This is a genomic window from Saccharothrix syringae (assembly GCF_009498035.1).
GTDB lineage: Bacteria > Actinomycetota > Actinomycetes > Mycobacteriales > Pseudonocardiaceae > Actinosynnema > Actinosynnema syringae.
The window spans coordinates 4044570-4057922 of sequence record NZ_CP034550.1 but is presented as its reverse complement, the minus strand read 5'-3'; the positions used below and the strand labels follow the sequence as shown (position 1 = coordinate 4057922).

The window sequence follows — 13353 nt, the reverse complement described above, 5'->3', positions numbered from 1 at the left end:
CGTCCGCGTCGCGGTCCGAGCACCTGACACGTCTTGTTGTGGGCTCGATTCCGTCCCTAATCGGGTTCCCCCGTTTTCCGCGGCTCTCGCTCGCGCAAATCCATGAACTCCGCGGGGCGGCGCCGGGTGGAATCCGCACCGGCGCACCGGTCGGCTCACGTGAATGGGTGAGGGGCCGGCCCGGCGCGCGGACGCCCGCCGGCGCGTCACCGGCGGGCGTCGCGGGGAGGGGGTGTCAGCGCTGGTCGGTGTCGCGCCGGGCTTCGTCGTGCGCGATGACCTGCAACGCGAGCTCGACGCGGTTGGTGACGCGGAGCTTGGTGAACGCGTTGCGCACGTGCGTGTTGATCGTGTTGGGCGAGAGGGTCAGCCGGGTGGCGATGGCCTTGTTGGTCAGGCCGCGGGCGACCAGGCGCGCCACGCGCACCTCGGTTTCGGTGAGGTCGGCCCACTGCTCGGGCGCCCGGTCGGGGACCACGCCGTCGACCGCGGGACCCGGGCGCGCCTTGAGCCCGGCCAGCCGGCGACCGGCCCGGCGGGCGGCGGGCAGCGCGTCGCAGGCCAGCCACAGGCGTTCCGCCTCGGCCAGCAGCTCCTCGGCCCGCTGCCGCTCGCCCAGCTCGCGGGCCAGCTCGCCCGCGTCGGCCAGGGCCGCGGCCCGCGCGGGGCGCCGCCCGCTCATCCGGTGCAGCTCGGCGGCCGAGACGAGGGCGGCCGGGTCGCGCTCGGCCAGGCCGCGGACGTGGGCGGCGGTGGCGGCGGGCCACGACACGCCGGGGTTGCGGTCGGCCAGCTCGCCGGTGACGCGCACCAGCCGGTCCAGCGCCCGCAGGTCGCCGCACCGCCGGGCCAGCCCCGCCAGCAGGGGCACGGCGCACGCGGCGGTGGTGGCGATGAACGCGACGAGGTCGGTGGCGGCCAGCAGGCCGCCCGCCACCTCGGCGGCCTCGTCGTCCCGGTCGGCCGCGCACAGCCAGCGCACGCGCCACCAGGCCGACCGCGCGGCGTCGGCGCGGCGTTCGGCCTCGCGCAGGTCGCCCTCGGCGCCGGCCAGGTCGCCGCGGGTGGCGCGGACCTCCGCGCGCAGGCCCAGGACCTTGCCCAGCAGGCCGCCCGCCGACCGCTCCCGCGCCGCGCGCACCCCCGCCTCGGCCTCCGCCTGGGCCCCGGCCAGGTCACCGCGCGCGGCGCGCACCCGGGCGCGGTGGTAGTGCCACTCGGGCGCCACCCAGGAGGTGCCCAGGCGCCGCGACTCGCGCTCCACCAGCCGCAACGCCGAGTCGGCCTCGTCGAAGCGGTCGAGCGCGAGCAGCGGCGGGCACAGCCACAGCCGCGCGTGGCGCTGCCGGACGAACGGGCCCAGCCGGTCGGCCTCGCGGACCGCCGCGCGGCCGTGCTCCAGGGCCCGGGCGAACTCGCCGCGGTGCAGCGCCGCGATGCCCTTGGCCGCGCAGGCCAGCATCAGGGCCTCGCCGCGCTCGGTCCGGGCGCCCGCGGCCAGCACCTCGTCGGCGGCCTCCTCGGCCGCGGCGGCCTGGCCCGTCCCGGCCAGCCGGTGCGCCTGCACTGCCCGCAGCTCCGCGCGGTGGTGCCCGGCCAGGTCGGCGCGGGCCAGCGCCCGGCGGGTGTACTCGACCACCGCGTGGTCGTCGCCCTGGCCGTGCGCCGGGTCGGCCAGCTCGGCCAGCGCGCACACCAGCAGCGTCTCGGTCTCCGCGTCGAGGTCGCGGTGCAGCGCCCGCACGGCCAGCTCCCAGGCCCGCTGCCCCTGGTCGGTGGCGGTCAGCAGGTGCACGGCCAGCACGGTCAGCTCGTCGCTGCGCGGGTGGGCGTCGCCGAGCAGGTCCAGCAGCCGCACCACCAGGCGGGTGGCGGCCCCGGGGTCCCGGGGCACCCGCTCGCGCACCGCCCGGTGCAGCACGTCCACCACCGCGGCGGACCCCACGTGACCGGCGCGTTCCAGGTGCCCGACCACCTCCTCGGGGTCGCGGCCCTCGGCGGCGACCACGTCGGCGGCCTCCCGGTGCAGCGCCACCCGCACCGGCTCGGCCACCCCCGCGTACACGGCCCGGCGGACCAGCTCGTGCGGGAAGCCCAGCCCGCTCGGCTGCGGCCCCAGCACACCCGCCTCGACCGCGGCGCCCGCGGCGCGGGCCAGCTCGGGCACCGAACGCCTGGTCAGGCCCGCCGCCTCGTGCACGGTGAAGGGCCGACCCAGCACCGCGCCCGCCTCCAGCAGCGCCGCGACCGGTTCGGGCAGGTCGGCCAGCCGCGCCCGGATCGCGTCGACGACCGCGCGGGGCAGGGGCCGCCGGTCGGCGTCCGGGACCACCTCGGCCAGGTCGTCGCGCACCTCGACGTGCCCGGCCGCGTCCAGCGCCCGCACCACGCGGGCGACCAGCGCCGGGTCGCCGTCGACGCCCGAGGCGAAGGCCACCAGGCCGGGGCCCGCCCGGTGCCCCAGCACGCCCTCGCAGATGCCGCGCACCGCGTCCTGGGTCAGCCGGTCGGGCGGCACCCGGTGGGCGCCCGCCTCCAGCAGCACGTCGATCACGTTGCGGACCGCGACCGAGGCCAGCGGCGGGTGCAGGGCCAGCAGCCACAGCACCGGCTCGTCGGCCAGGGCGGGCACCAGGACCCGCAGGGCCAGCGCGGTCAGCTCGTCGGCGTGGTGGAAGTCGTCCAGGCACACCAGCAGCCCCGACCCGGCGGCCGCGCCCTCCAGGGCGCAGCGCAACCGCTCCAGCACGGTGAGCCGGTCGCCGTCCAGGTCGGCGAGGTCCGCCCGCCCGACCGCGCCGCCGCCGCCGAGCGCGGCCACCAGCGTGGACAGCGGCGCGACCCGGTCCAGGGCGGTGGCCCGGCCGTGGGCGACCCGGACGCCCCGCCGCGCCGCCTCGGCGCGGGCCCGCTCCACGGCGGTGTTGCGGCCGAGCACGCCGGGGTGCTCGGCGACCAGGACCCGCCCCCGTCCCCCGGCGAGCGCGGTGAACGCCGCGTCGAGCACGTCGTGGCCCGCTAATCGCCCTCCAGGTGTCCCCGACCCGACCGGCTCCATGCCGTCGTCCAGCACTATTCCTCCCCAGTTGTCATTGCAGTGGGCACACCTGTGGCGCCGACGGGCCCTTGGTTGCAGTACCCCTCCGTACCGCAGCCGACGTGAATGGTCTGGACGATGCTTCGGGACTCCGCGCCGCGTTGATCCGATCCGGTGAATCCGGGCCCCTCGGCGGTGTGCGGGCAAGTGTCGCGGGGATTCCTTTTCCAGGCAATACGCGAATTCGCGATCCGATGAACGCCGATGAGCGCGTACCCGTCGCCGGCCGCCGCCGCATGAGCGCGGCGCCACGCGTCAACCCTGATGGTGATCCCCGATCCCGTGCACGCTGGAGGGTGCGGTGAAGAAGATCTGGATATGGGCCCTGTTCGCGGGGGCGTTCGCGGTGTCGTGCACCGAATTCGTCGTGGTGGGCCTGCTCCCCCAGATCGCCTCCGACCTCGACGTGTCGGAGGCGGTCGCCGGGCAGCTCGTGACGCTGAACGCGGTGGCGTTCGCGGTGGGCGCCCCGGTGCTGGCCGCGGTGTTCCACCGGGCCGACCGGCGCAAGGTGCTGTTCGGCTGCCTGGTCGTGTTCGCGCTCGGCCACGCCGCCGCCGGGCTGGCGCCCAACTACGCGGTGCTGCTGGGTTCCCGGGTGCTCTCCGGCGGCATGATGGGCCTCTACCTGGCGACCGCCATCGGCGCCGCCGGGCGCCTGGCCGAACCGGCCAGGCGGGCCTCCACCATGGCCACCATCGTGGCGGGCGTGAGCACCGCGACCGCGCTGGGCGTGCCGGTGAGCACGTTGCTGGGCCAGAACATGGGCTGGCGCGTGCCGATGCTGGTGATCGGCGCGATGGCGCTGGCCGCGCTGGCGTTCATCGCGGCCGTGCTGCCGCCCACCGGCGCCGACGACGGGCCGTCGCTGGGCGAGCGGATGCGCGCCCTGCGGACCAGGCCGGTGATCATCGGCCTGACCGCGATCACCGTGTTCTGGGGCGCGTCCTTCACGGTCTACACCTACCTGGTGCCGCTGCTGGAGCAGCGCGCGGGCATGGGCAACACGATGGTGATCGTCGTGCTGTTCATCGCCGGCGTGTGCGCCGTGCTGGGCAACCTCATCGGCGGCAAGGGCGCCGACACCAACTCGCGCCTGACGCTCCTGGTCACCGCGGCCGTCACCGCCGGCTCGCTGCTGCTGGTGCTGCCGCTGTCCACCGGCCAGGCGCAGGCCATCGCCCTGGTCACGGTGTGGCAGCTGGCCGCGTGGTCGTTCGTGCCCACGGTGCAGGCCGCGCTGTTCCAGGCCGCGGGCGAGGGCGGTGAGCTGGCCGTGTCGTTCGCCGTGTCGGCGTTCAACATCGGCATCGTCGCCGGCGCGGGCTTCGGCGGCGTCGCCCTGGACCGCGCCGGGCTGCCCGGCGTGGCCGTGCTCGGCGGTGCGCTCGGCGTGGTCGCCCTGGGCCTGGTGGTCCTGCTGGCGCGGTACGCGGGCAGGCGCGGTACCGGGGCTCCCGACCGGGAGCCCGTCACCACTTCCGCTTCGAAGGGATGATGATGCTGCGATACGAGTTCGACGCGGTCCTGTTCGACCTGGACGGCACGCTCATCGACTCGACCGCCGCCGTGCGCCGCGCGTGGCGCCGGTGGGCCGAGGAGGAGGGCGTCGACCCCGCGCTGCTGGACGGCACGGCGGGCAAGCCGGCCAAGGAGATCGTCGCGATGCTGCTGCCGCCGGAGCGGCACGAGGAGGGGCTGGCCCACTACTCCCACATCGCCACCCATGATTTGGAGGGGGTGGTGGTGTTACCGGGGGCGCGGGAGGCGACGGAGGCGGTCGGGGAGCACAAGGCGATCGTGACGTCGTGTTCGCGGGATGTGACCGCGGCCCGTACCGCCGCGGCGCGGTTGCCGGTGGCGGAGGTGTTGGTGACGGCCGACGACGTGGACAAGGGGAAGCCGTCGCCGACGCCGTACCTGTTGGGTGCTTCGCGGTTGGGGTTGGCGCCGGAGCGGTGTCTGGCGGTGGAGGACACGCCGTCCGGGTTGGCGTCGGGGCGTGCGGCGGGGTGCACCACGCTGGGGTTGGGCGAGCCCGGGTCGTTGGATGCCGACCTGGTGGTGCCGGACCTGTCGCATGTGCGGTTCTCGGTGGTCGGTGACAAGGTCGCGCTGACCGTGGGGGGTTGAGCGGTGGACGACCACGCGCTGGCGCGCGACCTGGCGTCCGCGGCCCGTGACCTGTTGGTGGAGGTGCGGCGGGGCGGGTTGAGCGGTCGGGAGTTGGGGCGGGAGGGTGACCGGCAGGCGCACGAGCTGCTGGTCGCCGCCCTGCGCGTGCACCGGCCCGAGGACGCGGTGCGGTCGGAGGAGGGGGGTGCGGTGTCCGGGGGTGACGGGCGGTTGTGGATCGTCGACCCGTTGGACGGCACCGTGGAGTACTGCGAACGCGGCCGCGGGGACTGGGCGGTGCACGTCGCCCTGGCGGTCGGTGGACGGGTGGTGGCCGGGGCGGTGGCGTTGTCGTCGGGGAAGACGTGGTGGACCGGGGCGCCCGAGCCGTTGGCGGCGGTCCCGGAGCGGCGTCCTCTGGTGGCGGTGAGCCGCAGCCACCGGCCGGCGTTGGTGGACGGGTTGGCCGAGGTGGCGGACGTGGAGCTGGTGCCCATGGGGTCGGCCGGGGTCAAGGCGATGGCGGTGTGCAGCGGGGAGGTTGATGCCTACGTGCACGCCGGTGGGCAGTACGAGTGGGACAGCGCGGCGCCGGTCGCCGTGGCTTTGGCGGCCGGGGCGCACGCGTCCCGAGTGGACGGTGGACCGATGGTGTACGGCAACCGCGATCCGCTGATACCGGATCTGGTGATCTGTCGGCCGGAGTTGCGGGACCGGTTGCTGGGGGCGTTGGCGGAGCTGCGGGCGCGCGGCGTTTCGGTGTGATGCCGGGATTTCACGCGGAAGGCCGTCGAAAGCCGGACGATCCCGCCGGGACGTGTTCCCGGTTCGCCGGTGGGACCTCACCGGGGCACCGCCCCGGTGAGGTCCCACCGCTCACCCGGTCAGGAACTCCTCGATCGCCCGGGCCACCGAAGCCGGGGTCGACTCGTCGTTCGGATCGTCCATCCCGAGCAACGACAGGTCGAGCACCACGCTGACCGAGTCCCCGAATCCGTCCCTCACCGCCTGGAGAGACCGGAGGATCCCGTAGTAGGCAGGACTGACCTCCGCGAAATCCTCCCTGGTGACGAACTCCCCGTCCCGTTCGACGACCGGGCGGAACGGTGGGACGACGATCCACTCCGGCAGACCGTCGCCCCGCGCGTTCGGCAGGACCTGCGCCGCCTCCCTGTCCGGGCTGCCGCCGTAGCGGTCGAAGGCCCAGACCCCGGACATCACGAGCACGTCCGCCTGGACCGACCGGCTGCCCCCGTTGACGAACCGGATCGCCGTCGAGGCGGGGAGGAGCCTGGACCAGAGGTCCAAGGTGGACTGCCGAAGGGAAGTCACGCAGATCTTCATCGACTCACCTCGGAACCGGCATGGAAGGCATGATCCTGACTCGGCCGATCGTACTCATCGCGTCTTCCCAGAGCGCGAACGCGTCGATCCCGCCACCGCCGTCGGCCAGGTGGTCGATCCTGCTCTCGGCGGGGATGTGCTCCGTCCTGATGACACCCCGCACCAGGGTGTAGGGGCCTTCTTCGGGGAAGTTCGCATGAGCGGTCCGGGCGTAGAGGGCAGCTCCCTCCGGGGTCGCCGAGAAGTACTTCGACTCGATGCCCGGCGCGTTCTGGAAGCGCCGGGTGTCCAGGAGCTGGTCGAGTTCCTGTTCCTTCACCGCGCGGTAGATGTACTGCTCGCCTTCCTTGAGCTTGCCCTCACCGCAGTTGTGAACCAGGAAGTCGAACCCGCCGGTCGCCACGTAGTAGGTGTGGACACCGTCGACGGTCAGGTCGTAGACCGGCTCGAAGCGCGTGTAGCGGTCGACGTCGGCGACCCCGGGTGAGGTGCCGTCGGCCGAGGTGAGCCGCTGTCCGGGTTCGAGGTCGCCGATCTTGACGAAGCGGCCTTCGGCGTCGACCCAGACCGGGTGCCAGGAGGTGGCGTCCACGCTGCCCGTGGTGCCGTCCTCACCGACCACGGTCAGCTTGGTCATGTCGCCCTCGTCGTCGTGGACGATGGTGGCGACGACCTCGCGGTCGGTGGTCTGGCCGGTGGTGGGGTCGGTGGCCTTCACCTTGTCGCCGATCTCGACCTCGGAGATCGGCTTGGTCGAGCCGTCGGCCATCAGCACCAGGGTGGTGCCGACGAAGCTGTGCTTGACGCAACTCTCACCGGCGCCACTGCCCCGGGAGATCAGCTTCTGGAACTGGTCGGTGACCGCTTCCTGGACCTTGTCCGTGATCGACTGGACCCGCCGCAGGATGCCCTGGGCCTTGCTGACGATGGAGGCCAAGCGGTCGACGGCCTTGATGGCGTTCCAACCGGCTTCGAGGATCTTGCCGACCTTGCCCCACGGCACCAGACCGGCGACCATGCCGGCGCAGCCCCAGATGTCGCCCTTGGTGAAGCAGTCGACGATGTCGTTCCAGCCCGAGATCTCCTTCAGGACGTCCCAGGCCACCTCCTTGATGACGTCCCACTTGGTCTTGTGGGCGTCGGCCAGCGCACGGGCGTAGTCCTCCTGGCTGATGCCCTGGTTGGCCATGACTTGGCGAACCTCGGCGTCGGCGTTGCGCCTGGCCTGCTGCAACGCCCGTTCGCGCGCCTGGTAGGTGCGCTTCTCGGCCTCCCAGTTCGGGCCCTGGATGCTCTTTTCCTTGGTCCCGCACATCACGCCGTCGGGACCGCAGTCGCGGATCAACCCGGTGGGGTCGCTGAACGTGACCGGGCTGTTGTTGGCGTAGGCGTAACCGTTGAGCTGCTGCGGATCGTTGTTGTCGATCACCGGGTCGGCGGACAGGAACCGGCCCGACGCGTTGTCGTACAACCGCGCCCCGACCTGGGTCAGGCCCGACTCGTCGTTCCGACCACCGACGAACCCGAGCTTGTCCGGCCACGAGGCCGGTGCCGCACCGCGCTGTGCGCCGTAGGGGCTCTGGCGGCGCTGGGTGATGGCCAGGCTCGCGTCGGTGGACAGGGAGACCTGGTTGGTGCCCTGGTGGTCGGGGATCAACCACTTCAGGCCCGACACGCTGTTGCGCACCGCGACGGTCTTGCCGTTGTGCCCGTACCAGCGCGTCCACGACGGGGTCGACGTCCCGGTCTCCAGGCGGATCTCCTGCCCGAACACGTACAGCGTCGTCGCCGAGGGCTCCCGGCTGATCAACCGCGAGCCGTTGGCGTCGTAGAGGTACGTCGAGACCTTGTTGCCCGGGTTGGTGATCTTGGAGATCCGGCCTTCGGCGTCGTAGTCCAGCACCTGCTCGTCACCGCTGACCTTGCGGGTCTTGGTCCTACCGCTGGTGTCGTAGGTGAAGGTGTCCAGCGCCGTGCCGTTCGGGCCCTTCGTGGTCACCGAGGTGGCGGTGTGCGGCTGGGCCGCCCCCGCCGCCGGGTAGGCGGTCGTGCGGACGGTGTCCCCGGCCGCCGCGTGCTGGGTCTCCGTCAGCCGGTTGCCGGTCTTGTCGAAGGTCCACGAGTGCCAGTACGGCGCCGCACCGCCCAGGGCCGAGGCCGACCGGGCAGTCGAGCAGTTGCCCGACAACGGGGTCCACGCCTCGTTCATGCGGCGCAGGTGGTCGTAGGCGAAGCACTGGATGTCCGCCGCACGCCCCTCGGGGGTGTCGGCGATCCTCGTGATGTTGCCCGCCGCGTCGTAGGTGTAGTTGCGGTCGGCCACCCGGTTGCCCGTGGCGGTCTCCCGGCTCACGACCGTGCGCTCCAGCCGCCGGCTGCCGATCTCGTAGAAGTCGGTGATGCCCACGTTGGGCGCGGCGCCGTCGGTGGCGTCGGCGTACTGGGTGTAGAGCACCTCGCCGAAGCTGGAGTACTCGGTCAACCCGACGTAGACCTGGGAGCCGATGAGCTGGATCGGCAGGCCCATGGCGTCGTAGACCGTGCCCACGTTCTCGCGCGGGTAGATCTGCTTGGTGCCCGAGGTGACCGCCGAGTAGGAGGTCACGTTGGGCTTGCCCGTGGCCGTGTAGCTCTGCCGCAGCTCGTAGGTCGCACCCAGCACGCCCTCGGACGCCGGGATGATCACCTTCTGGCCGGTGGCCCGACCCGCGTCGTCATAACCGTTGACCCGCTGCTCGTAGGTCTGGCCATCGACGAAACGCCGTGACGCGGTGAGCATGCCGACACCGCCGGTGAGGGTGTCGTACTCCCACTCCGCCAGCTTCGTGCCGGTCAGCGAGCCCTGGTGGCGGGCGGTGGTCCGGCCCAGCTTGTCGTAGGCGTTGGCGATGGTGCGGTTCTGCGAGTCGGTGGTGGTCAGGACCTGACCGGCCGCGTTGTAGGTGACCGTGGAGTGCCCGGTGTCCGGGTCGTCGGTCGCCACCACGCGACCGCGCAGGTCGTAGTGGTAGCGCCAGGTGTTCCCGGCCGGGTCGGTCAGGGTCTCCAGGAGCCCCGCCGCGTTGTAGGCGTAGCGCGTGGTGTCGTAGGTGCTGCCCAGGCCGGCGGTGTACTGCCGCTTCTCCAGCGTCCGCCCCTGCGCGTCGCTGATCACCGTGGTGGCCGTGCCGCCCGACGGCGGGGTGGTGTGCACGCGGTCGCCACCGTAGGAGGTGGTGGTGCGCCACTGCTCGACGTCGAACTTCTTGAAGATCGCCGCGGTGGGGCGGCCCAGTGCGTCGTACTCGGTGATCGTCTGGGCCGGCAGCTCGTTCTCCCGGATGCCGGTCAGCTCGCCGCTGGGCGCCTCCTTGTTCCAGTAGATGCCGTTGGTCTTGTACGGCAGACCCCTGGAGTCGTAGAGGATGTCGGTGATCTGGCGGCCGCCGTCCTTGCCCGGCGCGGGGATCTGCGTCTGCCGCTCGCGCAGCAGGCCGTCGTACAGGGTGTAGGCGGTCAGGTAGCCGCCGTTGTCCTGCAGCTGCTTGGACACCACGACGCTGGGCTTGTCGGTGTTGTACTGGTACTCGAACACCGCGTCCGCGTTCGCCGCGCCCGCGTGACCCGGCGTCCACGCCTTGGTCAGCCGGCCCAGCGGGTCGTACGCCAGCTCGGCGCGCCGGTTGTTGACGTCCACCGACGCCGTCGACAGGCCCCACGCCGGGGCGAGGTACTCCCGGGTGACGTGGCCCAGCGGGTTGGTGCTGGTCATCTCGGTGACCGGGCCGGAGGCCGGGACGTAGGCGGTGGTGGTCTTCTCACCCCGCCCGTCCACGACCTCGGTCGGGCGGCCGTAGGAGTCGTAGGCGGCCTGCGACGCGGTCACCCACGTCTGACCGGTGGCGTCCCACTTGTCCAGCGCCTCGGCCTTGGTCACCAGGCCCCGCGTCGGTGCGACGCCGTGGTCCTGGTTGTCGTAGTAGGACCGTGCCAGTGACAGGACCGTGGTCGGCGACGCGGTCACCGCACACGTGCCCTTGACCGTCTCCACCTGCGACGCCGTCGTCAGGATCCACGCGGTCTCGTTGCGCGCGTAGGTGGAACGGGTGCAGGACTCGTCACCGGTCACGGCCAGGTCGCCGTGGTCCTCCACCCGGGTGACGATGCCCTCGGCGTTGAACTCCTTGTCCACCCGGGTGCGCCGCCAGGTGCCGTTCTCCAGCTTGGTGCGGCCGCGCACCGAGGCGTTGCCGGTCACGTACGCCTTGTTGCCCGCCGCGTCGGTCGCCGTGGGGGTGTCGGGCAGGTAGGGGTCGTTGACCGACGCCGAGACGACGTCGTTCCCCTGGTACTGCCTGGTTTCCAGGACGAAGCCGCGCAGGCGCTGCACGTCCCGGACCGGGTCGCCGTCCTCGGTGTCGACCCAGGCTTCCCGCGTGCCGTCGGGCAGCTTGTCGCCGTCCATGCCGCGCCCGTAGACGGTCTCGGACACGCTCTGCGGACCGGTGGTGTCACCCTTGACCGTGCGCACGGTCGCGTAGCCGCGCCACTGCGACCAGGTGCGGCGGTTGGGCTCGGCGAACTCGGCCTCGTCGAAGTGCCAGGCCGGGTCGCCCTTGTACTCGTAGGTGGTCGGGATGCGCGTGGAGGCGCCGGTGCGGTCGGTGTCGATCACCGACACCACCACGTACTTGTGGAACCAGTGCAACTGCGGTTCCAGCGCCCCCTCGGGGGCCCACCACGACGGGTAGCAGCGCAGCGTGTTGGACTCCGGCGAGGCCGGCATCCGCGCACCCGGCTTGCAGTCCTGATCGCTGTAGGTGATCGTGGTGTTGGCGCCGGTCTCGTTCGTGATCGACGTGATCCGGTACCGGGTCAGCGGCAGCTGACCGTCGGTGCTGCTGTCCACCCGGTTGTCCATGGCCGTGTGCCCGAACACCGTGGGCGGCAACGACGCGCTGCCACCCACCAGACCCGTGTGGGTGACCTTGTTCAGGTTCAGCGCGGGCGCCAGGCCGTCACCGGTGGCCAGGAACTGGTGCTCCAGCGTCCAGGAGTCGACGTCCTGGAACGACGACGCGCCGTTGGCGACCCGGGTGACGACCTTGGTCAGCTTCTTGCGGGTGAAGAACGACGGCGTCAACCGGTTGGTGCACGACTCGCCGGCGTTGCAGATCTGGTCGAACGGCACGTCCGGCCACGACTTCGCGGTCGAGGCATTGAGCTGCGACGGGTCGCACGTCACCGCGCCGCCGGGCAGGCACCGCTCGGCCGTCTCGAAGCTCACCCGCGCACCGGGGTGGGCGAAGAAGTTGTCGCTGCGCAGCCCGTAGTCGATCCGGTCCAGCCAGCCGCCGCGCACGTAGTCCGTGCCCTTGGCCGGGTCGCCGTTGCGGCCGTACCGGTTGAACTCCCGGTTGTAGTAGTACGTGGTGACGTTGCCGTGCACGTCGACCGAGTAGTCCAGGTTCCACCGGTACGCCTGCTGGCACCACGAGGCGTCGAACGCGGTCTGGTTGCACTCCTCACCGGTGTGGTTGCCGTACACCGGCACGGTCCACGCCGACTGCGTCTCCGGCTTGCCCGCGCTCCAGCCCGGCAGCCGGTTCATCCCCAGGAAGTACTGGGTTCCGTCGGTCGTGGTGACCTTCCAGTGCTCACCGTTGTTGTCGCCGTTGGCGGCACCGGTCAACCGCTCGATCCGGGCGCCGTCATCGGACTCGGTGCGCCACTCGTTCGTGTCACCGCGACGGATCAGCTTGCCCGACACCCCGACCAGGCTGATCGTGGCGTTGTCGGTGGCCCAGCACTGGTCACCGGTCTTGGTCTGACCGTTGTTGCCGCCCAGGTCCAACGAGCACGGCTTGTACTGCCGCTCGATGAACCCCGCGGGCGACAAATCCCAACCATCACCCGCCCAGGACGCCTGGTTGTTCGTCGACGACGTCCGCCCGTCCAGGCTCTGCGCCGAGTACCCCAGCGACACCGACGGCGTACCGCCGCCGATCGCGGGCGGCACCCGCATCGGGTAGCCGTAGGTGAAGTCGCCCGACGACCCGCCCGCGTTCCACGACCCCGCCGGGGCCAGCGAGGTCGCCGCGTACGACCCGCCGGTGCTCGCCGGGGCGGCCGCCGCCGCGAACACCGCGGGCTCCGCCGAGCGCAGCGTCGCCGTGCCCGACAGCACCTCGGCCCCGGTGTCGTTGGCCGCGCCCTCCACGGGCGTCGCGACCTGGCACTCCGCCTTCTCCGGCGTCGTCGCCGCGCACCCGGGCAACCGCACCAGGCGCAGCCGGGCCGCGTAGTCGCCGCCGAAAGCACCGGCGAACTTCGCGTAGTCGAAGGTGACCTTCAGCGGCTTGTCCCGGGCGCCACCGGCGTCGGCCAGGGTGAACACCACCCCGCCGGCGGCGGCGTCGCGCACCTCCACCCGCACCTTGCCGGTCGCGGCGGCCTGCCGCGCCTGCCCCGGAGCACGCTCCAGGCCGACGGCGACCGGCGTACCCGCGGCGCGGATCGGCGTCCCCGCCGCCCGCGCCGCGGCCTGCGCCGCCGAACCACGCCCGGCGAAGTCGACCTCGCCGCGGGCGGCCTCGGGCCACTCCGGCGCCTCGGCGCCCCCCAGCACCGCACCGGCCGCCGGATCGGCCGGTACCGGCGCGATCTCCACGGGCGTGGTCGTGACCGACTTCTCCCGCTGCCGCTCCGGGACACCCCAGTCGAACGGCTCGTCCACCGCGAACGCCTGGCCGGACGAGGTGGTCATCACCAGCACCACGGCCACCGCTACAGCCCTGCGGAGCGATTCACGCACCCCA

At 72.6% G+C, this 13353-nt stretch carries 6 protein-coding genes; 3 read left to right on the top strand and 3 right to left on the bottom strand.

The window, feature by feature from the left end; translation table 11 throughout:
- Window positions 1–235: 235 nt before the first annotated feature.
- Window positions 236–3073 (bottom strand): LuxR C-terminal-related transcriptional regulator, encoded by a 2838-nt coding sequence (locus tag EKG83_RS17845; RefSeq protein WP_153278190.1) that lies wholly within the window; start codon window positions 3071–3073, stop codon window positions 236–238.
- Between the two features lie 325 nt (window positions 3074–3398).
- On the opposite strand from EKG83_RS17845, the gene EKG83_RS17840 reads away from it, so the two are divergent.
- The 3 genes from EKG83_RS17840 to EKG83_RS17830 are packed head-to-tail and all read left to right on the top strand — an operon-like array spanning window position 3399 to window position 5977.
- Complete coding sequence (locus tag EKG83_RS17840) at window positions 3399–4595, top strand: MFS transporter (RefSeq protein ID WP_033435489.1); 1197 nt, start codon at window positions 3399–3401, stop codon at window positions 4593–4595.
- Complete coding sequence (locus EKG83_RS17835; protein WP_033435490.1) at window positions 4592–5230, top strand: HAD-IA family hydrolase; 639 nt, start codon at window positions 4592–4594, stop codon at window positions 5228–5230. Before EKG83_RS17840 ends, EKG83_RS17835 begins: the two co-directional genes overlap by 4 nt.
- 3 nt (window positions 5231–5233) lie before the next feature.
- The gene (locus EKG83_RS17830; RefSeq protein WP_153278189.1) at window positions 5234–5977 is read left to right on the top strand and encodes an inositol monophosphatase family protein; all 744 of its coding nucleotides are present in this window, start codon (window positions 5234–5236) and stop codon (window positions 5975–5977) included.
- 111 nt (window positions 5978–6088) lie between these two features.
- On the opposite strand, the gene EKG83_RS17825 is transcribed toward EKG83_RS17830, so the two are convergent.
- Both EKG83_RS17825 and EKG83_RS17820 read right to left on the bottom strand, forming a co-directional pair.
- Complete coding sequence (locus tag EKG83_RS17825; RefSeq protein WP_033435491.1) at window positions 6089–6556, bottom strand: hypothetical protein; 468 nt, start codon at window positions 6554–6556, stop codon at window positions 6089–6091.
- 4 nt (window positions 6557–6560) lie between these two features.
- Window positions 6561–13349: an RHS repeat-associated core domain-containing protein gene (locus tag EKG83_RS17820; RefSeq protein WP_153278188.1), complete on the bottom strand. Its 6789-nt coding sequence runs from the start codon at window positions 13347–13349 to the stop codon at window positions 6561–6563.
- Window positions 13350–13353 lie beyond the last annotated feature (4 nt).

Coding starts and splice junctions, on each gene's coding strand:
- EKG83_RS17835 (WP_033435490.1), top strand. CDS start 4,592: ATGATGATGCTGCGATACGAGTTCGACGCGGTCCTGTTCGACCTGGAC.
- EKG83_RS17825 (WP_033435491.1), bottom strand. CDS start 6,556: ATGAAGATCTGCGTGACTTCCCTTCGGCAGTCCACCTTGGACCTCTGG.